This window comes from Dyadobacter sp. BHUBP1 (genome assembly GCF_050587785.1).
Lineage (GTDB): Bacteria > Bacteroidota > Bacteroidia > Cytophagales > Spirosomataceae > Dyadobacter.
The window spans coordinates 107,871-134,643 of sequence record NZ_JBOBIH010000006.1; the positions used below are offsets into that span (position 1 = coordinate 107,871).

The 26,773-nt window shown below is 51.9% G+C and carries 20 protein-coding genes and 1 tRNA gene; 15 read left to right on the top strand and 6 right to left on the bottom strand.

Translation table 11 applies throughout. The features are described from left to right. Nucleotides 1–42: 42 nt before the first annotated feature. The 4 genes from ACQ4MZ_RS22610 to ACQ4MZ_RS22625 all read left to right on the top strand — a co-directional run bounded on the left by ACQ4MZ_RS22610 (nt 43) and on the right by ACQ4MZ_RS22625 (nt 3,700). Nucleotides 43–129, top strand: a tRNA-Ser gene (locus ACQ4MZ_RS22610). Between the two features lie 478 nt (nt 130–607). Further along, nucleotides 608–1,480, top strand: coding sequence for a DUF808 domain-containing protein (locus ACQ4MZ_RS22615; protein WP_430848769.1), 873 nt, complete (start codon nt 608–610; stop codon nt 1,478–1,480). 135 nt (nt 1,481–1,615) lie between these two features. Beyond that, entirely contained in the window at nt 1,616–2,080 is a 465-nt protein-coding gene (locus ACQ4MZ_RS22620; RefSeq protein WP_430848771.1) for an SRPBCC family protein, read from the top strand. Nucleotides 2,081–2,191: 111 nt separating this feature from the next. After that, a complete protein-coding gene (locus ACQ4MZ_RS22625) occupies nt 2,192–3,700 on the top strand; it encodes an MFS transporter (protein ID WP_430848773.1) in 1,509 nt (502 codons plus the stop codon). On the opposite strand, the gene ACQ4MZ_RS22630 is transcribed toward ACQ4MZ_RS22625, so the two are convergent. Genes ACQ4MZ_RS22630 through ACQ4MZ_RS22645 form a run of 4 tightly spaced genes read right to left on the bottom strand, consistent with a single transcriptional unit; the run spans nt 3,651 to nt 7,706 of the window. After that, the gene (locus tag ACQ4MZ_RS22630; RefSeq protein ID WP_430848775.1) at nt 3,651–4,760 is read right to left on the bottom strand and encodes a glycosyltransferase family 9 protein; all 1,110 of its coding nucleotides are present in this window, start codon (nt 4,758–4,760) and stop codon (nt 3,651–3,653) included. The genes ACQ4MZ_RS22625 and ACQ4MZ_RS22630 overlap by 50 nt on opposite strands. After that, on the bottom strand, nt 4,753–5,325 hold the full coding sequence (locus ACQ4MZ_RS22635; protein ID WP_430848777.1) for a D-glycero-alpha-D-manno-heptose-1,7-bisphosphate 7-phosphatase: 573 nt from the start codon (nt 5,323–5,325) through the stop codon (nt 4,753–4,755). The genes ACQ4MZ_RS22630 and ACQ4MZ_RS22635 overlap by 8 nt, the downstream gene beginning before the upstream one ends. Continuing rightward, nucleotides 5,309–6,640: a glycosyltransferase family 4 protein gene (locus tag ACQ4MZ_RS22640; protein ID WP_430848779.1), complete on the bottom strand. Its 1,332-nt coding sequence runs from the start codon at nt 6,638–6,640 to the stop codon at nt 5,309–5,311. The genes ACQ4MZ_RS22635 and ACQ4MZ_RS22640 overlap by 17 nt, the downstream gene beginning before the upstream one ends. After that, nucleotides 6,612–7,706 (bottom strand): glycosyltransferase family 4 protein, encoded by a 1,095-nt coding sequence (locus ACQ4MZ_RS22645; RefSeq protein ID WP_430848781.1) that lies wholly within the window; start codon nt 7,704–7,706, stop codon nt 6,612–6,614. Before ACQ4MZ_RS22645 ends, ACQ4MZ_RS22640 begins: the two co-directional genes overlap by 29 nt. A gap of 136 nt (nt 7,707–7,842) precedes the next feature. On the opposite strand from ACQ4MZ_RS22645, the gene ACQ4MZ_RS22650 reads away from it, so the two are divergent. The 5 genes from ACQ4MZ_RS22650 (at nt 7,843) to ACQ4MZ_RS22670 (ending at nt 12,897) form a co-directional block, all read left to right on the top strand. Beyond that, nucleotides 7,843–9,561: a carbamoyltransferase family protein gene (locus ACQ4MZ_RS22650; protein ID WP_430848783.1), complete on the top strand. Its 1,719-nt coding sequence runs from the start codon at nt 7,843–7,845 to the stop codon at nt 9,559–9,561. Further along, the gene (locus tag ACQ4MZ_RS22655; RefSeq protein WP_430848785.1) at nt 9,558–10,541 is read left to right on the top strand and encodes a glycosyltransferase; all 984 of its coding nucleotides are present in this window, start codon (nt 9,558–9,560) and stop codon (nt 10,539–10,541) included. Before ACQ4MZ_RS22650 ends, ACQ4MZ_RS22655 begins: the two co-directional genes overlap by 4 nt. Then, nucleotides 10,538–11,539 carry a glycosyltransferase family 9 protein gene (locus tag ACQ4MZ_RS22660; RefSeq protein ID WP_430848787.1) on the top strand — a complete coding sequence of 334 codons (1,002 nt, stop codon included), beginning with the start codon at nt 10,538–10,540 and terminating at the stop codon, nt 11,537–11,539. Before ACQ4MZ_RS22655 ends, ACQ4MZ_RS22660 begins: the two co-directional genes overlap by 4 nt. A 76-nt stretch (nt 11,540–11,615) precedes the next feature. Continuing rightward, nucleotides 11,616–12,413 carry an SDR family NAD(P)-dependent oxidoreductase gene (locus tag ACQ4MZ_RS22665; RefSeq protein ID WP_430848789.1) on the top strand — a complete coding sequence of 266 codons (798 nt, stop codon included), beginning with the start codon at nt 11,616–11,618 and terminating at the stop codon, nt 12,411–12,413. Further along, nucleotides 12,382–12,897 carry an ankyrin repeat domain-containing protein gene (locus tag ACQ4MZ_RS22670; RefSeq protein WP_430848791.1) on the top strand — a complete coding sequence of 172 codons (516 nt, stop codon included), beginning with the start codon at nt 12,382–12,384 and terminating at the stop codon, nt 12,895–12,897. Before ACQ4MZ_RS22665 ends, ACQ4MZ_RS22670 begins: the two co-directional genes overlap by 32 nt. 57 nt (nt 12,898–12,954) lie before the next feature. Here ACQ4MZ_RS22670 and ACQ4MZ_RS22675 read toward each other — a convergent pair whose 3' ends face one another. Further along, nucleotides 12,955–15,147, bottom strand: coding sequence for a catalase (locus tag ACQ4MZ_RS22675; RefSeq protein ID WP_430848793.1), 2,193 nt, complete (start codon nt 15,145–15,147; stop codon nt 12,955–12,957). 193 nt (nt 15,148–15,340) lie between these two features. Next, nucleotides 15,341–16,363, bottom strand: a complete 1,023-nt coding sequence (locus ACQ4MZ_RS22680; RefSeq protein ID WP_430848794.1) for a hypothetical protein — start codon at nt 16,361–16,363, stop codon at nt 15,341–15,343. A gap of 285 nt (nt 16,364–16,648) precedes the next feature. Here ACQ4MZ_RS22680 and ACQ4MZ_RS22685 point away from each other — a divergent pair, with 285 nt between their 5' ends. From ACQ4MZ_RS22685 to ACQ4MZ_RS22710, 6 genes are all read left to right on the top strand, one after another. Further along, nucleotides 16,649–16,993 (top strand): carboxymuconolactone decarboxylase family protein, encoded by a 345-nt coding sequence (locus ACQ4MZ_RS22685; protein ID WP_430848796.1) that lies wholly within the window; start codon nt 16,649–16,651, stop codon nt 16,991–16,993. A gap of 237 nt (nt 16,994–17,230) precedes the next feature. Then, nucleotides 17,231–17,899: a sigma-70 family RNA polymerase sigma factor gene (locus ACQ4MZ_RS22690; RefSeq protein ID WP_430848798.1), complete on the top strand. Its 669-nt coding sequence runs from the start codon at nt 17,231–17,233 to the stop codon at nt 17,897–17,899. A gap of 46 nt (nt 17,900–17,945) precedes the next feature. Continuing rightward, a complete protein-coding gene (locus ACQ4MZ_RS22695) occupies nt 17,946–18,950 on the top strand; it encodes a FecR family protein (protein ID WP_430848800.1) in 1,005 nt (334 codons plus the stop codon). Nucleotides 18,951–19,024: 74 nt separating this feature from the next. After that, nucleotides 19,025–22,537, top strand: coding sequence for a SusC/RagA family TonB-linked outer membrane protein (locus ACQ4MZ_RS22700; RefSeq protein ID WP_430848802.1), 3,513 nt, complete (start codon nt 19,025–19,027; stop codon nt 22,535–22,537). A 20-nt stretch (nt 22,538–22,557) separates the two neighbouring features. Then, entirely contained in the window at nt 22,558–24,357 is a 1,800-nt protein-coding gene (locus ACQ4MZ_RS22705; RefSeq protein WP_430848804.1) for a RagB/SusD family nutrient uptake outer membrane protein, read from the top strand. Between the two features lie 113 nt (nt 24,358–24,470). Beyond that, entirely contained in the window at nt 24,471–26,753 is a 2,283-nt protein-coding gene (locus ACQ4MZ_RS22710; RefSeq protein WP_430848806.1) for a hypothetical protein, read from the top strand. Nucleotides 26,754–26,773: the final 20 nt, after the last annotated feature.

Sequence of the window (26,773 nt, forward strand, 5' to 3'; positions counted from 1 at the left end):
GGTTTGGAAACAAGAATCTCTTCCTTATATTTGCACCCCGATAGAGAGGTGCCCGAGTGGTTGAAGGGGCTACCCTGGAAAGGTAGTATGTGGGTAACTGCATCGAGAGTTCGAATCTCTTCCTCTCTGCAAAATGCCTCTGCTGGTAACAGCAGGGGCGTTTTTCGTTTTCGGGACAATTAGCGGGACAGAAGGCGATCATCTGAAACTTCCAAAGAAACCGAGCAATGAAGTTAATGGCTACTGTTTGGCAGCATTTAATCATCCACTTCTAATTCTTCACAAATTTGGAATTCAAACCGCTATCAGATACAAGAACGTAGGTCCCGCTGGCAGGACACTGATCGGAATAGTCGCTTTCTCAGCATTGAATCTCATTTGCATTACCTGCCGCCCGCAACTATCGAATATTTTCAAATATCCTCTCGCTTCCCCGAGATGGTTACCGGGCTGGTAGCCGGGTTGGGATGTAACCTTGACGCAATGCCGCAAGAGGGGAAACCACACGTTATAGGAAGAATACAAACTTGTTAAAAGTTTGTTGGAACGATTCTTGGTTATTTACTTTACCCTACCTACGAGAGGTTGGGACAGTAAACTGTTTTAAATGGCATCAGGATTTTTCGCAATACTCGACGATATAGCCGCACTTATGGACGATGTCGCGTTGGCTACCAAAATGGCTACACGCAAGACAGCCGGAATTTTAGGGGATGACCTGGCGGTTAATGCAGAAAAGGCAACTGGATTTCTGGCAGAAAGAGAGCTCCCAATCCTTTGGGCGATTACCAAAGGGTCATTGATAAACAAACTAATTATCGTCCCGATCGCGCTCCTGCTCAACGCGTTCGCTCCGGTAGCCATCACCTACATACTTATTTTAGGAGGATGTTACCTGGCTTACGAAGGGGTCGAAAAAATCATAGAATTTTTCATTAAACCCAAACACGGTACACCCGTGGCAGCAATGCAGGAAAAGCCGCAAATACCCGCAGCGGAACAGGAGGGGGCCAAAGTCAAATCAGCCATTACAACAGACTTTATCCTTTCCGTTGAAATTGTAATCATCGCGCTGGGTGCTGTTGCAACCCAACAATCGATGATACAAATCATCACCGTTTCTGCGGTCGCTTTGATTGCCACTGTCGGGGTGTACGGGATTGTAGCATTGATTGTCAGGATGGATGACTTAGGGTATAGCCTCATTCGCAGAACAAATAACTCCGGACCGCTTGCAAAGGTTGGGAATGCGCTTGTTTTGGGGTTACCGGTTATCATCCGTGTCCTGGGCGTGGTAGGGACTTTGGCACTTTTACTGGTTGCAGGCGGTATATTTGCGCATAACATTCAATTCTTACACGACGTTTATCCAGGTCTTCCGGACATCATCAAAGAATTCGTGCTTGGAATAATAGCTGGTCTACTGGTGGCCATAGTTGTAAGCTTCTTTAAACGAATTGTCAAAACGTTCAATAAGTAGGAAGGGCTACGTAATGCATCCATTACACCGGTTTCTCACATTGACTAACGGTACAAAAGACAATACCGCCCTATCAATGGGGAATGGCTGTGACGCCTGAATTCTCCTGCAATGTAGAACTTCGTACTAATCCCTATGGCACGCAAGCTCGTTCAAAAGTCAATTTCCATACAGGCACCCGCCGACAGAATCTGGCGGGTTATCACTGACGCGCAATACAATAGCATTTGGCTTACCGCTTTGGGCAAGAGGAGCATCGCGCACACCGACTGGCAGGAAGGAAGTAAGGCAATTTTCGTCGATGGTTCTCAAACCGGTTTGATCACCCGGATCGGAGAGGTCCGGCCTTTTGAAAAAATACGCATGCAGAACGTCGGTATCATCACCAACGGTAAAGAGGATTATACAAGTGACGCTGCAGTGGAGAGCCGGGAGTTCTTTGAACAGTATCTTCTGACGCCCGAAAACGGATCGGTCAGGATGCAGGTTGAGGTCACTGTGGAAGACGATTTCTATAACGGAGTGTCGGACTGCTGGGTGAACGCACTCGAAATGATCAAAAAACTGGCCGAATCGCAGGCGCCGGCTGGCATGCCTTGATCGCCGCCAGGTATTAACCTACCTGCGGTCAATGTGGCACGCTTATTTACGGGTTTGCCCGATTTAAACCCCTAACGCGGGGTTAGTACTGAGTCGAATCCATTCACGCCTATGATTTTCAGACCTAAGGAACGACTCTCCGAACAGGAGGTCCACAGCGGATTGAATACCATTCTGAAAGAAGGCCTGACTACTGAGGCCATGACCACCCTCACCGGTGGAACCTTTCTGGTTGCATTCGCATTGCTACTCGGCGCCAACAACTTTCAGATCGGCTTACTGGCCTCGTTGCCGACATTCACCAATGTATTTCAGCTCACATCCATCTGGCTGATTCGCAAGTACAACAACCGGCGCGCGGTGTCGGTGATCTGCTCCATATTGGCACGGGTACCGCTATTGCTGATCGGTTTGTTGCCGTTTGTGTTTGGAAAGGAAGCCCCGGTAAATCTGCTGCTGTTTTTTCTCTTCTTCTTTTACCTGTTCGGCTCCATTGCAGGGCCAAGCTGGAATGCCTGGATGAAAGATCTCGTCCCCGGCGAAATGCTGGGCGTTTATTTTTCGAAACGTGGCCGGTATGCCCAGATACTGAACGTGATCCTGAGCATTATACTGGCGATTGCGGTTGATAATATCCGTAAAAACTATCCCCAGTTTGAACTGACCACCTATTCGATCATGTTCGCGCTGGCTGGTATCATCGGCCTCTCCGGAGCGTGGCTACTCTCCACGGTCCCGGAACCTATGTCGATTCTGGACCGCGACAATATTCTCAGAATGTTTGTGCGCCCGCTGAAAGACCTCAATTTCCGAAAACTGCTGGTGTTTAATTCGGCCTGGCTCTTCGCGGTGAATATCGCAACGCCGTTCTTTACGGTATTTATGCTGAAGACCCTCGGACTCACGCTGCTCTACATCGTTCCATTGACGATCCTCAGCCAACTGAGCAGCATTCTCACGATCGGGTTATGGGGGGTGTTCGCCGATCGTTACAGCAACAAGACGATTATCGCCATTTGTGCGCCGCTGTACCTGCTGTGCGTGATCGCGTGGTGTTTTGTAGGAATTTATTATAACCTCATTTCAAACATGGTCCTGCTCGCGCTCATTCATATACTGAGCGGGGCCAGTAATGCGGGGATCAACCTCGCATTGACCAACATCGGGCTCAAACTGGCGCCATCAAAAGAAGCCATCATTTACCTTTCAGTCAAAAACATCATTACCTCCGTCTTTTCATCCCTGGCGCCCATGATCGGCGGCTTCCTGGCCGATTACTTTACGTTGCGGCAATTGCGCATTATGGCCGAATGGACGGGCCCTACCCTCCAAAAAAGCTTCCGGTTATTGCTCTTGCACGAATGGAATTTCCTTTTCCTGATCGGGGCGGTGCTTACGGTGCTGGCTATCCAGCTGCTGCCGCGCGTGCGGGAGGAAGGTGAGGTACATAAAAGCATTGTCAAGCGCATTCTGCGGACAAGTATTCGCAGCAACTTGCGAGATTTCTTTGTCATTGACGTGCTCCTCAACTGGCAATCGTCATTGAATGCATTGTTTAAAGGCAAGCGTGTCAGTAACGCGCCTGTTCAATCAGGACCGGATGCGCCGCCTTTGAACTAAGCAGCCGCTCCACCGCCCCTATTACGTCAGACGGGTCCGGATAAGGAGTTATTTCGCGATACAAGTGCCCGGCAACGTGCCGGATAACGGCATTACGGCTTTGCAAGTGAGCTGGAACAGAAAAGGGCAACACTTCGTGAGGACTTTTCCAGGGCGTATGCTGCGGATTGGTTTGAGCATATAAAACAACCACCGGCGTTTGCACGGCAGCCGCAATATGTATTGTGGAAGTATTTACGGAGATTACGCAAGTCGCGTTGGCAATCAACGCAATGAACTCACCCAACGATAGTGCGCCGGCAACCGAATGGGCACCATTGCCAATGTCTGCGGCGATAGAATCCGCGAGCGTTTTCTCCGATGCCGATCCTGATATCAGCAGTGGTAAACCAAACTTCGCTTTCAAAAGCCTGCCGGTTTCAACCCATAGTTCTGCCGGATATTTCCGTTTCTCCTCCGAAACACCGGGATGCAGCACCAGATAAGGCACATTTTGACGAATCGGAATAGAAGACAGTTTATCCTTCAATCCGGCCAGCATATGCGTATGCCGGGTCAAAAAAAGCCGGTCATCAGTAACGTCGGCACCGATGCTGCGAACCAGATGCAGGTCGCGCTCGACCTGATGGCCGATCCGCTCGTAGGGTTCATCGTCGGGAAGCCAGGTAGTGAGTAATGCATAAGGATTTTCCCTCGCGTATGCAATGCGCATGGGAATGCCCGCCATGTACGCGAGCATGGCGCCCGGAAGCGCGCTTTGGCTGTATACAGTAAAAATGACGGCTGCGTCGAAATGCATCGAAGCGATTTCATTCGCCAATGCGGGAAGGTCGTAATCTGTCGCCACGGCATGCCCTGCCCAGGGCAAATCGGCTGTAATCAGCCCGTCCACGCAATCAAGATAAGGGACTACTAATGCCCCCGCCCGGGAAGTGAGTAAGGTAACTTGGCTTCCGAAGGTCTCTTTTAGTGCGCGCATGGCCGGCGACGACATGATAACGTCGCCCATATTATCGGCGCGGATGCAAAGTATATGCCGCAATGGCTTATGTTCAATCATTTTCGGCAACAGTTTGGCTGGTAATGTAGTCGGCGGCATCCTTGAAATGCCGCGTGGTATAATGCGGAACCCGGTACGGGCCTTCCAACCATTCCGTCTCGTTTCCATTGTCGATCAGGACTGTGCGACAACCTGCCCGGTTACCCGCTTCCACATCATTAAGAATATCTCCGATCATCCAGGAATGTGCAAGGTCGATATGCAGGTCGGAGGCTGCCTGAATCAGCAAGCCCGGCTCGGGCTTCCGGCATTCGCATGCATTTTCAGCAGAAGCAGGCCAATGCGGGCAGTAGTAGAACCCGGAAAGCACCAGGCCATTCTCTGCGAAAACATCTTCGAAATACCGTATCAGCACATCCAGCTCTATTTTTGAGAATAGACCCATCGCAAGGCCGGGCTGGTTCGATACCACCACGAGGCGGTATCCGTCGGCCTGCAAAGTCCGCAGGCCTTCGAATACTTCATCCTCAAAAACAACCTTGGCGGGATCGACATTATAGGGTTCGTCCCGGATCAGCGTGCCGTCTTTATCCAGAAAAACCGCCTTGTTAACGTGGTACTGCATAGGCTCTTATACTATTGCGGTAGTCGGCGTGCCGCATAACGCCGGCATTACGCATGTAAAGCAGGGAAGCGGCTGGCCGCGACACGGTACGCCGGTTGATGCGATGATAGAGATCGTCGGCTTTCCGCGCCACATGCTCCCAGGTAAAATACGCATGTACGCGTTTGAGCGCATTGCGGCACAATGCCCGGTATTTGTCGGGACACGAAATACCCTCCCGAACAGCCAGTGCCAATGCCTCAGGATCATGCGGCGGCACCAAAAAGCCTGTTTCACCGTCTTTAACTGTGTATTTGATCCCTCCTACTGCGGAGCCTATAACCGGCTTACCGCATGCCATCGCTTCCAGCGGGGTAATGCCAAAGGGCTCGTACCAGGGCGTGGAAATAAAGAAATCTGCCGCCTGGTAGTATTGTTTGAGCTGCTGCCGGTTTCGGCGACCGGTAAATTCGACCTGTGCCAAAACGCCCTCAGCCCGGGCAATGTCACGAAGGCGGATAAACTCCTGATCCTTTTCAAAATCGGGGACGTCCGCAGCTCCTCCGACAACGAGCAATCGCAGTTTGGGAATGTCGCGTAGGTAACGTAGCGAGCGGATCACATTATCGATCCCTTTGCGGGGCACCACCCTGCCCAGTTGCAGCAATACCAGTTCGTCCTTTTCCAAACCCAATTGCCGGCGTGCTATCGACTTGGCTACCGGATGAAACTCGTCGCTGCTGAAACCACAGGGTATAATGGAAATATTCGACGGGTCGGCCTGATAATGTTCCACGAGGTCCTGCTTATCCTGCGGGCATTCCGCAATGATATAATCGGCATCGTCGACGATCATCTGTTCGATTCCCAGGCGCTCCTCGGGGAAGGCGTCCTGCTCTTTCTGATGCAGCTTCCGGATTTTCCCCAATGCGTGAAACGTAATCACATAGGGAATGCCCAGCCGCCGCTTCACGTACGATGCCACCAGTCCTGACATAAAGAAATTGGCATGTATCAATTCATAATCCATATGAAATCGCTTGATGAAGCTGATCATGTTCTTGCCGAATTCATCCATAAAACCCAGCAAGCGCTCTTTCGGTACATCCGTAGCCGGCCCGGCCTCGATATGTATTACGCGGATACCCGGCAGCCATTGAACGATCTCGGGAAGCCCGGCGCTGTCCTTTCTCGTAAAAATGTCGATCACATAACCCAACTTCGCGAGCGATTTACAGAGTTCGGCTACATACACATTTTGTCCGCCACTATCAACTCCCCCTAATACGGCCAATGGGGAGGCATGCTCACTGATAAATGCTATTTCCCTTTTCATAATTGTGTTGAATAGTTTGTCTGAAAGTGCTTTCCCAATCCGTCACGAACCGGGTAATGCTGAATTTATTGCTGGCCACTTCTCGGGCCTGTTCGCCAAGCTGCCGCGCCCAGACCGGGTCGGCAATGAGGCGGTTCATTCCTTCGATAAGGCGGTCGATATTCGTGTCGATCAGTCCGCATTCGCGGTCTTTGATCACGGTCACATACTCGGTCGTAGCCAGCGCGACCACGGGCATTCCGGTCATCATGGCTTCGCAAACTGCGAGGCCAAAGCTGGTGTACCGAATCGGGTTGAAGAAAAAGCGGTAATGACTGATAAACTCCGGTAACTGCGGATTGAGCACCTCCCCCAGCCCGCCCGAGCCGCTGGTCCCCATGCCGATCAGGTCTAACGGCACCTGCTTCCGGACTTCCTCGAAGACATCCCAGCCAGTGATCCGTCCGCGCTGCTCGATGTGATTGATCACCACAATGCCGCGCGGAATATCGCCACGGTAGGAAACTGCCGGAATGCATACGCCATGCTCGATGACGCACACGTTGCGCGAGCCGCCATTGTCCCACATAAGTTTATTGAAATGGGTCACATGCACCATTTTCACGGCCGGGTCCGTCATTACGTGCCGGGTGTTGGTAGGGTGCTGCACAGGCGTATTGTGTTCCACGTAGACGCGCGGAAGCTGCTTTTGCCAGTCGGCCAGAATATCGTGCTGGTCAATCAGGTAATTCCGTTCCGACTGGAACAGGATACAGTCGAATTCCATATTACGCACGTCGGCAGCGTCCACTTCGACCACATTGGGGCCGAAAGGAAATGTCTCTCCACGCCCGTAATAGCCCTCGCTCCGGGTGCCGTTGACGGGGATAAAAATGTCATAATTGCCCTTTGAAAGATAATAAAGATAACTCCCATGAATGTGCCAGGTAAAAATCCTTAACCGGCTGATGTTGCTCCCGTCCATATGTAATCGTTGATGTGAAACAGGCCGCGCCTTGTCAAAAACGATGCCATTGCGTACAAGCGCTGTTTTGTCCCTCAGGCCTTTGGCGACCGGGAAGCGCATAAACCGTGCAAAACGCTTCCAAACGCAACGTATAGGAAGGGGCCCCGGTAATTCGCGACATGGAAGAATATCCACAGTTTGAACTGGCATGGTAGTTGTGCCCAGCGGCCAACATTCACAAACCAAAGACCTGCCTATGTATATTCTTGGAATTAATGCAGCGTTTCATGATACCGCCGCCGCGCTGGTGAAAGACGGAAAGATCATCGCTGCCGCAGAAGAAGAGCGTTTTACCCATATCAAACATGGCAAACGCCCGGTACCATTCTCCACCTGGGAACTGCCCTTCCACGCCATCGACTACTGCCTGAAAACCGCGGGCATTACCTTACAGGACGTGGACCGCATCGCCTATTCATTTGATCCGGAAAGCATTACCGAATCATCGGTCTATAAAAGCGCATTCGACGACGGCGCCGATGTGTTGGCTGCGCCGGATGTGTATCAGGATTGGGACACGCTTTTCCTCAACTACATCCGCAAAGCGCCGGAGCAACTGCGCGACGGCTATCCCCACCATTTGCAGAAACGGCTGGCCAACGGCGGCGACATTGCCGGTAAATGGGAGTATGTCAACCACCACGTGGCCCATGCAGCCAGCGCATTTTTCCCTTCGCCCTTCAATGAAGCCGCCGTGCTCACGCTCGATGGCCGGGGCGAACAGGCAACCACGGGCTATTTTATCGGCAAGGACAACTCGCTGGTCCAGATCGATTCGGTGGATATGCCGCATTCGCTGGGGATGTTGTATGAAAAAATAACCACTTACCTGGGCTTTCTGCATTCATCTGACGAGTACAAGGTCATGGCACTGGCTTCCTATGGGCGGCCGGTGTACCTGGAAGATTTTCGGTCGGTGATCCACGTAGGAGACAACGGTCAATACACCATCGACGATTTTGATCCTGAGCAATGGTGGGGACCAGGGCGCCGAAAAGATGACCCTTTCGGGCAACTGCACTATGATATTGCGCACTCGCTGCAAAAAGCATTGGAGGAAACGGTTTTAAAGCTGGCGCAATGGCTTTACGAGCAAACCGGTGCCCAAAACCTCTGCATGGCGGGGGGCGTCGCGCTGAACTGCGTCATGAATGCGGTGATCCGTGACCGAGGGCCGTTTCAGAATGTATGGGTACAACCCGCCGCCGGGGACGCCGGTACCGCATTGGGAGCAGCTCAATGGTTGGACGTGCGCCTAAACACCCGCGAAGAAGGGCCGCGCTACACCGCACCGATGGAACATGTGTACTGGGGCCCCGACTATTCTGATGAGGAAATCGAGAAATTTATGCTTTGGGCCAAAATGCCTTACAAACGGCTGACGAACGTCGCGAAGGAAACGGCGGCGATCCTGGCCGAGGACAAGATCATTGCCTGGTACCAGGGGCGGATGGAATTCGGGCCGCGGTCGCTCGGTGCGCGCTCCATCCTCGCCTCGCCGATCCATCCCGATATGCAGGCGCGGCTCAATGATATCAAAGACCGGGAGGATTTCAGACCGGTAGCACCCGTCGTGCTCGAAGAAGATGCCCCCGAGTGGTTTGAAGATGCCGGAGTATCGCCATTCATGCTTTTTGTTTACCCGGTAAAAGACGACAAGGCCGACCGCATCCCGGCAGTGCGCCATACCGATGGCACCGCCCGCGTGCAGACCATCAACCGCGACCAGCATCCGCTCTATTACGACCTGATCAACGAATTCAAGGCACTCACCGGCGTTCCGGTGCTGGTGAACACCTCATTCAACACACGCGGTGAGCCGATCGTGTGCTCACCCAGGGACGCCATCGAGTGTTTCTGGACATCGCCATTTGACGCCTTGATCATCAACTCATTTATTCTCGAAAAACAATGATAACAGCCAGCATGAGCGTGGTCATACCGACATTCAAACGCCCTGAACTTTTATATAGATGCCTGACGGCGCTATGCCGGCAGGATTATCCCGGATGTTTTTTTGAAGTAGTGGTTGTCTCCGACGGCCCGGATCCGCAGACAGAAGCCGTGGTGCAATCTTTTGCCAGCGAATACCCCGACTTCTGCATTACATTTCACAGTTTATCCGCCCGAAGCGGCCCGGCGGCCGCGCGAAACTACGGTTGGCGCAGAACGGCGGGTGACCTCGTCGTTTTCACCGATGACGATTGCATCCCCGACAACGACTGGCTTGTAGCCTACTGGCGTGCCTATCGCTTCCACGACCAGCGGTACGTTGCCTTCACCGGCCGCGTGACGGTGCCCGTGCGCGATTGTCCGACCGATTACGAGAAAAATGTTGCTTACTTATCCACTGCGGAGTTCATTACGGCCAACTGCGCTTGCAGCAGAGGCGCTCTTGAACTGACAGGCGGTTTCGACGAGGCATTTCCCACGGCCTGGCGGGAGGATTCCGATTTACAGTTCAAGCTCCTGACCGCCCAGGTCCCGATCTTCCATGTGTCCGACGCCGTGGTTTGCCACCCGGTCCGGAAGACTTCCTGGGGAGTAAGCATTGCCGAGCAGCGTAAAAGCATGTTCAATGCATTGCTTTTCAAAAAACACCCGGAGCTGTACCGGAGCAGAATTGCCAGCGGCCCGGTGTGGAACTACTATGTGATCATCCTGGCTAGCATTGTTGCCGTGCTTGGTTTTGCGCTGGACTCACCGGCTGTGGGCGGATTGGCGCTACTGGTCTGGGCCGGAGCACTGCTGTATTTTGTTGCCAAACGTCTCAATGGAACCGATCCTTCGTTTTCGCACCGTGTGGAAATGATGGTTACCTCCATGGCCATTCCTTACCTGTCTGTTTACTGGACCATTCGCGGGGCACTGCGATACAAAGTCTTTTTCCTATGACATTTCCACCCCAAACCACTCACCGCATTGCCGTTTTCAGAGCATTGCAACTCGGCGACATGTTATGTTCCGTACCTGCGCTGCGGGCATTGCGCCACGCCTATCCCGAAGCCGAAATTACGTTGCTCGGACTGCCCTGGGCCAAGTCTTTCTGCGAACGCTTTTCGGCCTACCTGGATGGTTTTATCCATTTTCCGGGTTACGAGGGACTTCCGGAACAGCCATTCGACCCCGACAAATGGGAGCAGTTCGGGCACATCATGCGCGGGAACCCCTTTGATTTGATCCTGCAAATGCAGGGCAACGGCAGCATCGTTAACCAGATGCTAGAAAACCTGCGGGTCGGTCCGGTGGCAGGGTTCCATAGCGAAGGGAATTATCGTGACCCTGACCGATTTCTTGAATATCCCACCGGCATTTCGGAAATCGAGCGGCATTTGCGGCTGATGAAGCACCTCGGTATTCCGGCGATCGGCACCCATCTCGAATATCCGGTTACGGAGACAGAAGCGGCCCGTTTTCATGCCCAGAATCCGATGCTCGAAGAAGGGCATTATGTGTGTGTACATCCAGGCTCGCGTGGTGCGTGGCGCCAGTGGCCGCCATCGCATTTCGCCTGCCTGGCCGACGAATGCGCAGGGATGAACTACCAGGTAGTGGTTACCGGTACGGCCGGTGAAGCCGATATCACCCGGCAGGTCATCGAGGCGATGGACTATCCGGCACTCGATCTTACGGGTCGGACAGGTCCCGGCGAAATCGGGCAGCTGATCCGGGAATCGGCATTGCTGATCAGCAACTGCACCGGCGTATCGCATATCGCTGCGGCAACCGGTACGCCGAGTATCGTGATCAGCATGGATGGTGAACCCGAACGCTGGGGACCGTTGAACAAAGCTTTACACAAGACCATCAACTGGAATGCCTGCCAGAATTTCGATGTGGTATTGAACTCGATGCTGATGCTGCTGGAAGAACGCCATGTTTACGCAGGCTAAGACAGCCCGATCTCCCTTCCAACCTTCGGGCATGGTTTTTACCTGGAAACAGCCTTTCATTCAAATACACGACATTATGGAAAACAATGGAAAATATGCCCTGATTACCGGGGCAACGAGTGGTATAGGACTTGAACTTGCCAAACTCTTCGCCCGCGACGGCTACAATCTTGTCATAACGGCCCGGGATATTGCCGAACTGGATGAAACCAGCTCGCAGTTACGGGCTTTCGGTGTAGAGGTGCTGCCTATTCCCAAAGATCTCTTTGACCGGGAACAGGCCTTCGGGCTCTATGCCGATATCAAACAGCGCGGCATTGAGATAGAGGTGCTGGTCAACAACGCAGGCCAGGGTGTTTATGGTAAATTTGATAAAACTGACATCGACCGGGAATTGGGGATCATCGACCTGAACATCTCCTCACTGGTAGTACTCACCAAGTGCTTTTTAACAGATATGACAGCCCGAAAGTCGGGCAAAATTTTGAACCTCGCGTCCATTGCCAGCAAACTACCGGGACCATGGCAGGCAGTTTACCATGCCACGAAGGCATTTGTACTTTCGTTCACCGAGGCTGTCCGGGAAGAAGTGAAAGATACCGGTGTCACGCTCACGGCGCTTATGCCCGGCGTTACCGACACCGACTTCTTCAACAAAGCCGATATGCAGGACAGCAAGGCCGTTCAGGACGAGGATAATCTGGCCGATCCCGCTGAAGTGGCCCGGGATGGTTACGAGGCATTGATGGAAGGCAAGGACAAAGTAGTCTCCGGTCTGAAAAACAAAATGCAGATCGCTATGAGCAATCTCACGCCCGACAGCGTGGTCGCGCATCAGATGAATGAGCAACAAAAACCGGTGGAGCAGCCCTAACCGCGTGGAGAACATAACCGGAATCACATTGCACGCGGCGCGTCTGGGAGAGACGGCCGTGCTGACGGAACTGATCGACCGCGGGGCGGATGTAAATGTCCAGGACGAAAAAGGCTATACGCCGCTCATTATCGCCTGTTATAACAATCGTTACGACGCGGCCGCGTTGCTGCTGCGCCACGGCGCGGATGTCAATGCGGCCGACTTCGGCGGAAACACAGCCTTGATGGGCGTTGCATTCAAAGGCTATCCCGATATTGCCCGCTTGTTGCTCATGCACGGCGCCGACCTCGACAGGCAACATGGCAATGGTGGTACAGCGCTGATGTTTGCGGTGCTTTTCGGGCGAAACGAGGTGATGCGCCTGTTGCTCGAAAGCGGTGCCGACCCGCTTATTCCGGATTCACGGGGACTAACGGCCTACGACATCGCCATTCAGCAGGGCAATCAGGAAGCGACTCTTTTGCTGGGTCAGGAAGCATAAAAAAGCGGCTGCGTAATGTGCAGCCGCTTTTTAAGTACATCTTGGTTCCGATCCTTATCAAGCAGGAATTCTTCTTGGTTTCTCGCGTTTCCAGAAGCGGTGCTGCGCCAGCGCCAAAATAAACCAATCAGCGAGCTTTGAAGGCTTATCTCCAATCACTATCCCGTCCAGCAGCACCGACTCGTCGGTATATTCGGCCGGGATTTGCTTTGCGAAATAAGTGGATTCGATCACCGGCATCGCAGAGGAGTCCGCCGCAATCGCCTTACAATGTTTGAATGCCTCATTCAGGAAATGCACAGCATCCGCGTCTGCCGCAATGGTAGCGACGCTGTTGGTACCACCCGGTACATACACCCCATCGTAAAATACCGAAGCCGCGGTGAGCAAACTGTGATTTACAGGTATTTCCTCCTCCGTTTCAGAAAGGATGAAATTCTGCCGTGGTGCAATCACTTCCACGATAGCGCCGGCTTTTTCCAGCGCGGTTTTAACGGTGTTTAAAGACTTCCCGTCGACACCGTCAGCCGCGAGAAATGCGATTTTGCGCGTTTTAATACTGTTCTTCGGACTCGTTGTCATACTCAGTGCAGGCGACACCGCCACGGATGGCTCTTTCACCACGGGTTCGTAGTCGGCGGGATCGGCGTCGGCCGGAACGCTTCTGTTCACAGGTTGCTCAGGATTTTCCGGCACGGCCAGGCGGAGCGCGAACGCTACTGCACCTGCCAGCTTTTTGTCCACCATCGACAATATCCCGAGCATCCGTTGCCTCACCGCATTGGATTGCACCTTGCCCAGCTCGAAACTGAATGCATCGATGATATGGTTTTTCTCCGGTTCGGACTGGCTGTTGAAAAACAGTTTCGCCTGGCTGAAATGGTCCAGAAAACTCTTGCTTCGCGCCCGCACCTTGCGTGCATCGATGCGCTCGGGATACGAACCGAACCCGCCTTCGGAAATTTTGGCCTGCACCGGGAAATTATCCCCGATCGAGTTGGGACCGTAACTTACCTTGCCGCGGTTGATCGTCTGCCGCATAAAGCCGTCGCGCTGGTTGTTGTGCACAGGCACGATCGGGCGGTTAATCGGGATTTCCTGGAAGTTAGGGCCGCCCAAACGGATCAGTTGCGTATCGGTGTAAGAAAAAAGTCGCCCCTGCAAGAGCGGGTCGTTGGTGAAGTCGATGCCTGGAACAACATGCCCGATATGGAAAGCCGCTTGCTCGGTTTCTGCAAAAAAGTTCTCCGGGTTACGGTTCAGCGTCAACTTGCCTACCCTGCGCACCGGCACGAGCTCTTCGGGGATAATTTTGGTTGGATCGAGCAAATCGAAATCGAATTTAAACTCGTCTTCTTCCGGTACAATCTGCAAACCCAGCTCCCATTCGGGGAAATTACCGCTTTCGATCGCATCCCATAGGTCCCGGCGGTGAAAATCCGGATCCTTACCCGAAATGTTTTGAGCTTCGTCCCAGGCTACCGAATGCACGCCGAGCAGCGGTTTCCAGTGAAATTTCACGAAACTGCTCTTGCCTTCCGCATTCACCAGCCTGAACGTGTGCACCCCGAAGCCCTCCATCATGCGGTAGCTGCGCGGGATCGCCCGGTCGCTCATGAGCCACATGATCATATGTGTGGATTCGGGCATAACGGAAATAAAATCCCAAAACGTATCATGCGCCGATGCAGCTTGTGGTATTTCGTTATCGGGTTCGGGCTTCACGGCATGAACCAGGTCGGGAAATTTCATCGCATCCTGGATGAAGAAGATCGGCATATTGTTGCCTACCAGGTCGAAATTGCCTTCCTGCGTGTAAAATTTCACCGCGAACCCGCGCACGTCCCGCGCCAGGTCGGTGGAACCGCGCGAGCCTGCCACGGTAGAAAAACGGACGAAAACGGGCGTTTCAATGGCTGTATCGTTGAGAAATTGCGCCTTAGTGTATTCGCCTAGCGGTTCGTAGAGTTTGAAAACTCCATGCGCGCCCGATCCCCGGGCATGAACCACGCGTTCGGGAATGCGCTCGTGATCGAAATGAGTGATTTTTTCGCGGAGAATAAAGTCTTCCAGCAGCGAAGCACCGCGCTCACCCGCTTTCAGCGAGTTCTGATCGTCGTTGATCTTCACGCCGGTATTCGTATTCATCAGTGCTCCCGACGAATCTTCCATGAATTGCTCAAGATCCCTGATCTTGTCGTTTTCCGGCTGGTCGACTGCCGGGTCCTGCTGTGCTTTTCTTTTTGCCATGATGCCCCTTTTGATTGTTACATTTCACAAATCACCCGAATAAGAAGCTTACCGGGTGCGAAATGGTGGGCTGAAAGCAATTCCTGTTCCAATGGACAGAACCCGGTTTGAAGGGGCGGCAGCACAACAGGAATGACAATGTGTGGAAATTCATTTACAACGGAGACGGCCGTTGCGCGGCGACAGCAGCCTACTACTTGCCTAATACACGTTTAAAAAAACCATAGGTGTGTATGATCGCCAGCCACGCGTTCCTTTTTACGGAATCAAACAAATTCGCTAAACCAACATAAGGCGTCTGCCTGATCGCTCCAAAATGCTGTTCGATGTACGCTTTGGCATTTCGCTCGGCATTCTCGTAAATATCCCGGCTGGTATTCGCCTGGGTGCCGCTTCCGGTTTTATCGAATGGCGCATGCAACGCATAATCCTCCAGACACAAATGTTTAAAAACATATCCTTTTTTATACATGTCGTGAGACCAGACCGTGGCGGTGTCGACGCCGCCCCAGTTCCCTCCATAGCAGCCGATGTTCCCGTTCGGAACGGTCTCCAGCCGATACTTGTCCACGTCGATCAGCGCGCAATACTCATTCAACCGGCATTCCGGTAGAATATGAACCCTCCCCCGTTCTATAACCTCCATCTGAAGTTTCTGCCTCGGAGTAGCATAGGCTGCCGTTATTTCCAGGGCTTCCTCAACAGACGGAACATACTGCTGGTAGATATTCGAATTGCATTTATTTCCCCACGCGGGACCGGCGGGGCAAGACCAGCATTGCCCGATTGAGCCGACACCGGCTAAATTGGGTCCGCCCGCCTCGAATTCTTTGAGCATGTCGCCGATCATATCCCCGGAATAAAGCATGTCGTTGTGCATGATGCACAGATATTTCTTATCCGTGGTTTCCAAAGCATATTGGTACATAATGCTCTGCCGCCAACGTTTGTCGACTTTTGCCCGCTCGATATCCATCACGCCCAATCCCAAATGATGGTAGGGATATTGAACGATCAATTGCACATCAGGATCATTTCTGAAATAGTCAACGACTTTGAAAATTCCGATGTAATCATTGTGAGGCTGCTTTCTTTCCCTTGAAAAATAGATTTTATCAATGTGGGCACCACTATGTTTCATCAATGTCTTTATGGTAACAATTGCCTGGTAAGGTTTACCATAAAATGCGATGCTGACATCAACCTTTTTACTCATAGCTAAAACTTTGATCTATATATGTCACGGTTTTCCAGGGACTTAATGGTCCCTTTGCTGTATATTTTATGAATAGGAGATCGAAATGGGTGTTCACGGCCCGATGCTCGTTCCGAATCTTAGTGTGAGTGGTCTTTGTGGTCTTAGTTTGAGAAGAATACTGTTGAACTGTCATCAAAGCTCATTCAGCAATACAAACTAATTAGGTGCTATCCACGAAATTTATAAATTAATGGCATTGTAACCAAACATCACCTGGATATTAACAATCAACACCTTAACCCAATGGATCAATACCAGAACCCCGGCGACAGAGCCTACACCCAAACTCTGATTGATGCCGCTAAAAAGGAGGCGGCGGCATTCCTGAACTTGAAATACACCGCCGAACGTGCAGACGGCGTAATCCCTGTCAAGTACCGCGAGTTGATGTCGATCGCCGTTGCGCTGACAACCCAGTGCTCTTTTTGCATTGAGTCGCACATCGAAAACGCAATTAAAGCCGGAGCGAACCGGGAGGAAATTGCGGAAACCGTCTTCATCGCTGCGGCTTTACGCGCTGGAGGCGCAGTCGGAAATGGATTATTTGCCATGCGCCTTTTTGAAGAAATCAGCCGGAAGGAATCTTAAGGGGTAGCGTCTGCCGCTTTTACTTACTACTTAATTTCCTGACCAGGATTAATCGGCATTTGCTCCGAATGCCCTAGCTGGGCGTCTTTGGAAGTAAACTTTGTTTAAATGTTTATACATTTGTAAGTTATTTAATAAAAAATCTACTTTTCTTCTAAGTGTTTCGGGCGGTGAGATCGACATTACTATAACAGGCCGCCAGAACCGGCCTGATGTCGGCACTTTTAACCGCTAATCATGGATAGTTTGGAATTGTCTGATCATCAAGAGGATGGTCCCGCTCAGCCCGCACCTCCCGGCCAGGGTCCGGACAGGCTTTCGCGCCGGCCGAAGTTTCCTGGTGAGTCGGAAATGCTGCTGAAAAAGGCATTTGAATCGGACACCAATACGGGTATCGAGCTGCTTTTCCGCTGGTATTACCGGCCGTTGTGCAGCCATGTGGTGCGGTATGTCTCGTCGAAAGAAATAGCCGAGGATATTGTTTCCGAAGTTTTCTACAAATTCCACAGGGACAAGGTTTTCGCAACCGTGGAAACATCTTTCCGCAACTACCTGTTTTCCGCCGTGCGGTACAGCGCCTTTGACTACACCCGCCTCGAAATGAAGCGGAATACCTCGCTGGAACATGCCGAATATGTGACGCTTCAGCCGGAACAGCAGCCCGACCATATCACCCAATATGAAGATCTGTACAACGACGTGCAGAACGCCATCAACGCGCTTCCGCAAAAGCAGCGCCGGGTATATCTCATGCACCGGTATGAGGGCAAAAAATACAGTGAGATCGCGGCGGAGCTGGGCGTATCGTACCGGACTGTGGAGTCGCAGATGTACACGGCAATGCAGGAACTGAGGAGGATTATTAAAGCCAAATGGCTATTCGCGCTGCTCGCCCTATTCAATTAATCCTTGCCTCCCGGGGCATCGGAACACATTATCGCAAAAATTAACCATGAAAGATCCAATAAGCAAAGAACTGATTTTCAATTACTTTTCGGGAAATGCGACGGCATTTGAAAAGGACCTGATCGACCGTTGGAGCGCCGATCCGCAGGCCAGGGAACAATTGTTCATCTGGTTGGTGGAATGGGAAAATCAGAACATCCAGTACAATGCCGACGTCGATGGTGCGATTATCCGCCATTTCTCGCGGATAGACGAGCAGACTGAGGAAACCATTGCCGGGCCAGCCGCGGCACAACCGTTACAAAGGTTACCGGCGCAACGAAAATCATGGCTTATCGCAGCGGCGGTGACGTTGCTGCTCCTTGCGGGTGGCTGGTTCGCGCGTGACCACGTGCGTTATGAAATTTACACCACCGGTTTCGGTCAGATCGAGCGGCTGGTATTGCCCGACGGCAGCAAGGTGGTACTCAACGCCAACTCCACGCTCCGGGTTCCGCGGTTCGGTTTTGGGAAGACGACCCGGGACGTATACATGACCGGGGAAGCGGATTTCGCCATTACGCACACGGAGAACCATCAAAAATTCATCGTACACACGGAAAAGAATTTTGATGTGGAAGTGCTGGGCACCGAGTTCAATGTATATGCGCGGCCGAGGCGCTCGCGCGTGGTGCTGAACAAAGGAAAGGTAAAACTGCATTACCTGAAAGGCTCGGAAACCGATCAGATCGTAATGAGGCCCGGTGACCTTGTCACTTTCGACGCGCCTGGGCAGGCATCCGTGAAGAAAACAACCAACCCGGCCAACTACTCGGCCTGGAAAGCCCATCGCTTTGTGTTTGAAAATGAGAGCCTGCGTGACATATGCGATCTGTTTGAAGACAATTTCGGTCTGAAAATCCACATTCCTGACTCCACGCTCGCCGCCCAGACAGTCTCCGGCTCTTTCACCGCACTGAATGCCGAAGAGCTCTTCGAAATACTGGCCGACGATTCCGGATTATCCTATTCCCGCTCGGAGGATGGAAAAGTCATTACGCTCGACTATTAATGTCATTAATCTAAACCCCTGACTACTACACCAACCCCTTAATCTTTTCTTACCCCGCTTAAAACCCATTTTCTATGAAAAAACCGTTACGATCCCTTCTATTTGTGCTGGCTGCCGCTAGTGCCGGTTCCCCCGGTCATGCACAGTTGCTGGCCGCCATCGGGCAGCGGCAGCACCCGTTCGTGGCCCAGCAGTCTACCAGAAGCCTGAAATCAGTATTGCAGGAGTTCAAAATCCATTACAAAGTCGACATCCTCTATTTCGACAGCGTCGTACAAGGCTACGAAGTGCCGTTAAGTGCGCTGGATTTTCAGGCCAGTGCGGAAAAATCCCTGTCCCGGATTCTGAAACCGCTCGGCCTGCAATACCGCAGGTCCAAAACGGGCGGGTATATCGTGGTCAAACCGTTGAAAGGTGATAAGAAAACCCAGCAGGCACCGGTATCGAACGCGCCCGACCAGCCGGCCGACAGCCCTCTCAGGCAATTTTCTTTCTTCGCCTCCACGGGTGGACAAACTGCCGGCGTCCCAGCCGAAATCGTGCTCAAAGGCAAGGTATCCGATGAAAAAGGGGCGGGACTACCCGGAGTAAGCGTAGTGGTGAAGGGCACCCAGCGTGGGACGATTACGGATGAGCGCGGTGAGTTTTCCGTGGAGGTCATTGACAAAGACGCCATTCTCGTCTTTTCTTTCGTCGGCTTTTTGTCGCAAGAACAAACCGTGGGTAACAAAACCCGGATAGATGTAACGCTTGCGTCGGACGTTAAATCACTGGAAGAGTTTGTGGTGACCGGTTACAGCTCTCAGAAAAAGTCGTTGATGACCGGCTCTGTGGTGAGCATGAATGTGACCGAGGAAATGCAGACAATGCCCACAACATCGGCAGGTAACCTGCTTTCGGGAAGGCTCGCCGGTGTCAATATCAAAACGCCTAACGGGATACCCGGTACCAATCCGGAGATCAGCATCAGAACCCGCTCTTCTCCCAATAACCAACCGGTAACCTATGTGATTGACGGGGTGATACGCGGATCAGCCGATTTCAACAACCTGAGTCCGAATGAAATAGAGACCATCACTGTATTGAAAGATGCGGCTTCGGCTGCCGTCTATGGTTCGCGTTCTGCGGGTGGCGTCATCCTGATCACCACCAGGAGGGGTAAAGTAGGCAAGCCCTCGTTTAACTACTCCTTCAATACCGGGTTTGATACCAGGACTAAAAATGCATCGCGGACCAGTGCCGTAGAGGCGGGCGAGCTTTACAACCGCATCAACGGCACGACGGACCCCGCAGGCTGGGCGTGGACACAAGCGGACTTGGACCATTATAAAAATATCGATAATGGCTGGGGATATGATCAGCTGGAAGCTGTTTGGCGCAATCCTTCTACCTCGCAACACAACCTCAGCGTAAACGGTGGCAACGAAAAGGTAAGATACTACGCCGGTGCATCCTACGTGAAACAGAACGGCTTTCTCAAACCACTTACTTACGATAAATATAACATCCGCCTCAACGCCACAGTTGATGCGACAAAGGATTTACAGTTTTTCGCAGGGTTGGGGCTCAGCAATAACATCCAAGGTGTTCTAACCTGGGAGGGCACGGAGGCCCTGTATAGAAAATTGCTCGTTTGGCAACCAGATCAGCCTGTTTTTACAGACGGCGGAAAACCGATTGACTACGGATGGATTGCCAACGTAGGAGCGACGGTCAAAGGAGACGGAGGGTACGACAAAATCAACTTTCTGAAACCGCAGATCGTATTGAATGCGACATACAATATCCCCGTGATTAAAGGCCTGAGCGCCAAGGTGGCATTTAGCAAAAATTTTGAATACAAGCGGGAGAAAATCTTTCAGAAGAGTTATTTAATGAATGTGATGAAGCGCGACCCTGTTAACAAGCATATTATCTCCACAAAGGATGCGGACATTTTGAGCACCAAAGCTTCCACAAATATTGCCAAGGATTATCTGCGTACTAACGTAGACTGGGCGCAGGATTACCAGGTCGATCTGCAATTAAGCTACGAGAATACATTCAACAACCTTCATCACGTACAGGGCCTGGTCGTTTATGAAAAAGCGGAATCCAGCGGAAGCGGTATTTTTGCAGGACGTGAAACATTCCCCGTATATACCACGGATCAGTGGTGGGCCGCCAGCAGCGCACGCGCCGATGATTATGCAGGCGGAAAGACCGATTTTACCATCGGGCGGGCTTCTTACATCGGCCAGTTCAATTACGATTATGACGGCAAATATCTCGCTGCCTTTTCATTCCGTAAAGACGGCTCTATGAACTTTGGACCTGAGAAAAGATGGGGTGTTTTTCCGGCAGGATCGTTGGGCTGGGTGGTTTCGAAAGAGAACTTCTTTCCCAAGGCTTCCGGAATTGATAATCTTAAACTTCGGCTATCTGCCGGTCTGACCGGAAATGATGTGGCGAATGATGTGAACGGCGATCCGATCGTGACCGGCTGGCAATGGCAGGAATCTTACAAACAAGGAACTTCCGCCTATTTTGGTACGGATGCAAAAACTGCTACCGGCGTTACTTACGGATCTGTCGTGAACCCTAATTTGACCTGGGAAAAATCATTGACCTATAATGCGGGTGCCGACATTAACTTTTTGAAACACTGGACAGCAACCCTCGAATATTGGAACCGCAAATCATATGACATTCTGGGTTTGAGGGTCGTTTCTGTTCCTCCAACATTTAGCCTGAACTTGCCGCCGGAAAACTATGGCGTGATTAAAGCGCGGGGGTTTGATTTCAGCCTGGGTTATGCAAGCTCCAAGAAGGCCTTCTCTTACTACGGGAATTTGACCGCTTCATACGGTTGGAACCGGATCGTTAAGCAGGATTATGCTCAAAATGCACAGCAAATAGACATTCCGACTGGCCGTTCGTTGACCGTCATACGCGGATACCAGTTTGACAAGATCATCCGCACACAAGCGGAGCTGGATCAATTCAACAGTGAACATAGCAATTACAAGGATAATGGAATGACGCCTGCATTAGGAATGATGGTGTATAAAGACCTGAGCGGTCCGGCCGGTACCCCAGACGGGATCATTGACACCTACGACCGGGTGGTTCTCAAAAAGAGCAATTTTCCGATTGTGTATGGGTTGAACCTGGGCGGAAGCTGGAAAGGCATCAGCGTTGATCTGATGTTCAACGGGAATCTCAAACAACAAAAATCGTATCGGGATCTTGCGGGCGGGGTAGAGTGGAACCGTTTGTATTCAGGATGGTATAGCGACAGCTGGACGGCACAAAATCCCAATGCCACCTTGCCCAAAGCGATATCGGCAACCCAGTCTAATACCTACAATGCAGCGTCGACATTTTGGTACCGGAACGCTGGTTTTGCCCGGTTGAAATCTTTGACCATAGGCTATACCGTGCCCCCAAGGCTTTACAACAAGGCTTTGGCAAGTGTGAAGTTTTACTTCTCGGGGACCAATTTGTTCAACCTCACCAAATTCTCTTACTACGATCCTGAAATTGAAAACGGATTTGCATATCCCGTCATGCGTAGTTTCAACTTTGGTATCAATGTCACATTCTGACCCTTCAAAAGGATTTCATCATGCGTAAACATATAATAAAACTCTCATTGTTCTGCCTGGCGGTGGGTGCCCTTCCCCAGGCCTGCACGCCCGATCTCGACTACGTCAACACCGGCGCCATCAACCCCGACAACGTCTGGAACGACGAAAAGCTGATCAACGCATTTCTAACTGACATCCACGGCAATATGATCCCGTCGTGGCCAGTGAATGGCAACAGCAGCGACGAAGCCATGAATGCGCCCGGTTCGATGGGAAATTACCTCAGGGGCATCATCAGCGTCGCCTCCGATGGTCAGGACCTGGTTTACACCAATATCGACAAGATCAACTTTTTCCTCGCGAAGCTGCCTACCGTATCTCCCACCGTACTTTCCGAGGAGAAAAAGAAGCAGATGACGGGCCAGGCGCTTTTCTGGCGTGCATGGGATTACTTCGGTAAAGTCGTCACTTTCGGAGGTGTGCCCCTGATTTTGAATCCGCAGGACCCGTCCAACAAGGAAAGCCTCTTCATCCCCCGCAACAAAACCTCGGAATGCGTGACACAGATCATTGCGGACCTGGATGCGGCCATCGCCTCCCTGCCCGATCAATGGGATAATGCCAACTATGGGCGCATTGACAAGGGTGCTGCCATGGCCCTCAAAGGCAAAGTGCTGCTCTGGTACGCGAGCCCGCTATTCAACCCGTCGAACGACCCGTCGCGGTGGCAGAAAGCTTATGAAGCCAACAAAGCGGCCGTAGACTTCCTGAAAGCGCAGGGAAAAGGCCTTCTCGGTGCTTACGGGCAAATTTGGAAACAGGAGCGAAATAAGGAGGTAATTATGGTGAATCAATTTTCTTACCCCGATCACCCGTTCAACCAGGCTGGCATCCGCCCGCAGCCGCTCACGCAGGGGGACGCGAACCGAAACCAGCCGCTGCTGCCATTGCTGCACGCATATCCCAAAAAGGACGGCTCACCCATTCAGTTTGATCCGGCAAAACTTCTGAACGATCCTGCTTACAACGAGCAGTACATGACTGATTTCGTGACCAACCGCGACGACCGGTTCTATGCGACCATCTTCACCGGCGGAACACCTTACCCTACACCCGACCTTCCTACCGGCACGCGGTACTGGAGCGCGTGGAGAAAAGCGGCGGACGCCAGTGCTCCCGGTGGTTTCAAATACATATCGCTTGCCAGTGACCAGAAGGCTGTAACGATCGGTGCGGGTGTATCGGGCTTCTTCGAGATCAAGGGACTTGACAACACGCTAACCAGCACAGTCATCGGCAATGCAGCAACCGACTGGGTGGAAATACGGTTCGCGGAAGTGCTGATGAACTATGGCGAAGCCGCGAATGAAGCTGGCAAGGCCGATGAAGCATTGCAGGTATTGAAGGACATTCGCGCGCGGGCAGGCATCACGCCGGGCGCAGCGGGCAAATATGGGATCGCGGCTGCCTCTCAGGCCGAAATCAGGGAGGCTTATATCAGCGAGCGGTTTGTAGAATTCGCGTTCGAGAACAAGCGCTGGGGCGATCTGCGGAGATGGAAGCGGTTTGACCTGGTCAACCAAACGAAGTTCCGTCAGGGTATCTATTTTGTGTTGAAGGATGGAGAAAAAATTGAATGGACGGATGACATTTCAAATGCGGCCGTTCGCAAAAAATTCACGGCCGTATTCATCGAAAACCTTGACGGCGATCCGCAATACAAGTACAATCTCGATCAGAACCACTGGTTTTACCCGCTCAGCCAGAAGAACCTGGAAGCCAGTTCCGTGTTGAAGCAAAATGCGGAATGGGGTGGAACATTTAATCCGTTAGAATAATAATAAAAGCAGGTCCCTGGGGCGATGATGCTTACTTCGAGAGAATAGGCATCATCGCTTTTTTATAAAGGTTTTACCTTTCGGAATGCGTGTTTAATCATAATTACCCGGCTATGCGATTTCAGATTTCCAAAACACTTATTTTAAGCCTGATTGCCGTTCTTCTGGCGTCCTATTCCCATGCCCAGCACGATTTCAATACCCGTTATTTTAAAATCCATATCAACAATAAGGGATGGATCACCAGTATGAAAAACGTCACAGGAAAACCGAACCAGCGCGAGTTCAGCCCTGCCGACAAGCCGTCGCCGTTGCTGTCCCTGTTTGACAGTAAAAAGAACAAGTATTACCAGCCGATAAAAGCCATTTTTAATCAAAACAAACAGGCAGTCACGTTGCATTATCCTAATGGTTCGGTGGCTACGGTTTCGCTGGTCCCTCATGAAAAATACTTCAAACTGACGCTGCAATCGCTCACTCCGCGTAACGGTATCGACAATGTGCAATGGGGCTCCTACCATACCAATATCACCAACCTCTTCGGAGAAATCATCGGCGTGGCGCGCGATACGAGCGAAGCTGTCAACTACGCCATCGGAATGCTTGCGCTCAATGATAACACCCTCGGTGGCACGTCCGAAACCGTGGCCGATGCCGCGCCATTCCAGTACATCATCCACAGTCCCGACAAAAAACGTTTCCCGCTTCCTGCGCACCTGCACGAGGGCCAGGTGTTCCCTATCGGCGGCGACGGTATCAGCGATGTGGCATTCTACGCGCATAAGGAGCCTTATTACCGGATACTGTATGGCAACGCCGCGCAGATCGACCGACAAGGGAGAATATCCATTGCATACAATTCGAGGGACAGGGCTCCCAAACGGACCGTATTCTTCTCCCTAATCCCGAATATGCAGGCCAACATTCCCAACCACCTGGACGTACAGCCGCTGCCGGGCATCGATTATGTAGGATCCTCCGTAGCATTCTGGGGAAGCCCCGATAGTACCGCGTTGCTGGATGTAATACAAAATATCGTCTTGTCCGAAGGCTTGCCCTACCCTACTTTCAATGGCAAATGGGTCAAGAACCCTTCCGCCTACACGCCCGACGTGCTTACAAGCGGCAACACGTACGACAGCATCGTCCCTTATACGCATCAATTGGGTTTCAAGGCGATCAGCCTCTATGACCAGGGCTTTATCCGCCCGGACCGCGGCAATGCAGGGTACATCGATGGAAAGAATTTTGAGAAAAAACCGCTGACGATGGCAGCAGGGAACAAATCGCACAAGGAACTGTCCGAAATCGCCGCCCGGCTAGGCATTATCATAGGCCGCACACCCATTACCACCGCCCTCGCACCCGGTACGCAGGATGCCAGCCCATTTCCGAGCGACAGCCTTTGCTACCAGCAAAAACGCATTCTGACAAAAAACATCGGAGCCTCCGATACACTGATATTCATCAACGATCCGCAATACCTCGATGAAATAGCCAGCTGGGAAGGCCATTGCAAGAACCTCAACATGATCAAAATCGGTAAGGAGCTCATTCACTACCTGGGCGTTTCCAAAGAGGCGCCTTACCGGCTGCTGAACGTGAAGCGTGGCTACTGGAACACTGCTACCGCCAGCCACGCTGCCGGCGACACTATTTACAAGCTGCAAGTGACGATCAACTACGGTTACGACGGGCTGATCCCCAATATGCAGCTACAAGATCAGATCGCCGAGTACTACGCGACCCTTTGCAAGGTAAACGGCCTGGCCTATTACGATTTCGATGGTCAGGAGTTTTTGTTCAACAACGGCCACGGTTACTACTCCGTCAAACGCTTTTTCCACCACATGTTCGATAAAGCCAAAGCCCTGGGGGTGCCGTACATCCGCTTCACTGGATCTACGCTTTCAGAAGGCTCGTGGCATTACCAGAGCATCTGGAATGTGGGTGGTGGCAAAAATCTTTACGATGTCGAGACTCGGGAATGGGGCAGCAGTACCAGCCAGGGAAAAGATCTGCGTGATGTAACCTACGCCAATTTCTTTCCGTCCGGCATGGGCGGCAACTTCCCGATCAAGGCAGGCTCCACGGTGGCGCAGTATGAGCATATTCAGGCTATTTCCGTGGGCATTGGCTCTACTTACAGCCTCCAAATCAACCAAAAGGATGTGGAAGCCTGCACAGAAAAATATGCGATTTTCAAGGCCATCAGAACATGGGAAAATGCCCGGGCTGCCGACGCATTTCCAAGATGGGTCAAAAAGCAGCTGGCCGATCCTGCAAACCAGTTCCATCTCGAAGAACTCGACAAGGATACCTGGAAACTCTTCCAAACTGACCTGGACGGTAAAAACAGCAGGCCATTCTGCACACTCAAACGATCGGTACATTAACAAATCAGGCCCGTGGCAAA

Bases quoted from the DNA above. Each gene is read 5' to 3' on its own strand.
- ACQ4MZ_RS22670 (WP_430848791.1), top strand. From the start codon at position 12,382: ATGAGCAACAAAAACCGGTGGAGCAGCCCTAACCGCGTGGAGAACATA.
- ACQ4MZ_RS22640 (WP_430848779.1), bottom strand. From the start codon at position 6,640: ATGAAAAGGGAAATAGCATTTATCAGTGAGCATGCCTCCCCATTGGCC.
- ACQ4MZ_RS22675 (WP_430848793.1), bottom strand. From the start codon at position 15,147: ATGGCAAAAAGAAAAGCACAGCAGGACCCGGCAGTCGACCAGCCGGAA.
- ACQ4MZ_RS22660 (WP_430848787.1), top strand. From the start codon at position 10,538: ATGACATTTCCACCCCAAACCACTCACCGCATTGCCGTTTTCAGAGCA.
- ACQ4MZ_RS22690 (WP_430848798.1), top strand. From the start codon at position 17,231: ATGGATAGTTTGGAATTGTCTGATCATCAAGAGGATGGTCCCGCTCAG.
- ACQ4MZ_RS22710 (WP_430848806.1), top strand. From the start codon at position 24,471: ATGCGATTTCAGATTTCCAAAACACTTATTTTAAGCCTGATTGCCGTT.
- ACQ4MZ_RS22630 (WP_430848775.1), bottom strand. From the start codon at position 4,760: ATGATTGAACATAAGCCATTGCGGCATATACTTTGCATCCGCGCCGAT.
- ACQ4MZ_RS22620 (WP_430848771.1), top strand. From the start codon at position 1,616: ATGGCACGCAAGCTCGTTCAAAAGTCAATTTCCATACAGGCACCCGCC.
- ACQ4MZ_RS22695 (WP_430848800.1), top strand. From the start codon at position 17,946: ATGAAAGATCCAATAAGCAAAGAACTGATTTTCAATTACTTTTCGGGA.
- ACQ4MZ_RS22645 (WP_430848781.1), bottom strand. From the start codon at position 7,706: ATGCGCTTCCCGGTCGCCAAAGGCCTGAGGGACAAAACAGCGCTTGTA.
- ACQ4MZ_RS22635 (WP_430848777.1), bottom strand. From the start codon at position 5,325: ATGCAGTACCACGTTAACAAGGCGGTTTTTCTGGATAAAGACGGCACG.
- ACQ4MZ_RS22680 (WP_430848794.1), bottom strand. From the start codon at position 16,363: ATGAGTAAAAAGGTTGATGTCAGCATCGCATTTTATGGTAAACCTTAC.
- ACQ4MZ_RS22665 (WP_430848789.1), top strand. From the start codon at position 11,616: ATGGAAAACAATGGAAAATATGCCCTGATTACCGGGGCAACGAGTGGT.
- ACQ4MZ_RS22625 (WP_430848773.1), top strand. From the start codon at position 2,192: ATGATTTTCAGACCTAAGGAACGACTCTCCGAACAGGAGGTCCACAGC.
- ACQ4MZ_RS22650 (WP_430848783.1), top strand. From the start codon at position 7,843: ATGTATATTCTTGGAATTAATGCAGCGTTTCATGATACCGCCGCCGCG.
- ACQ4MZ_RS22685 (WP_430848796.1), top strand. From the start codon at position 16,649: ATGGATCAATACCAGAACCCCGGCGACAGAGCCTACACCCAAACTCTG.
- ACQ4MZ_RS22615 (WP_430848769.1), top strand. From the start codon at position 608: ATGGCATCAGGATTTTTCGCAATACTCGACGATATAGCCGCACTTATG.
- ACQ4MZ_RS22705 (WP_430848804.1), top strand. From the start codon at position 22,558: ATGCGTAAACATATAATAAAACTCTCATTGTTCTGCCTGGCGGTGGGT.
- ACQ4MZ_RS22700 (WP_430848802.1), top strand. From the start codon at position 19,025: ATGAAAAAACCGTTACGATCCCTTCTATTTGTGCTGGCTGCCGCTAGT.
- ACQ4MZ_RS22655 (WP_430848785.1), top strand. From the start codon at position 9,558: ATGATAACAGCCAGCATGAGCGTGGTCATACCGACATTCAAACGCCCT.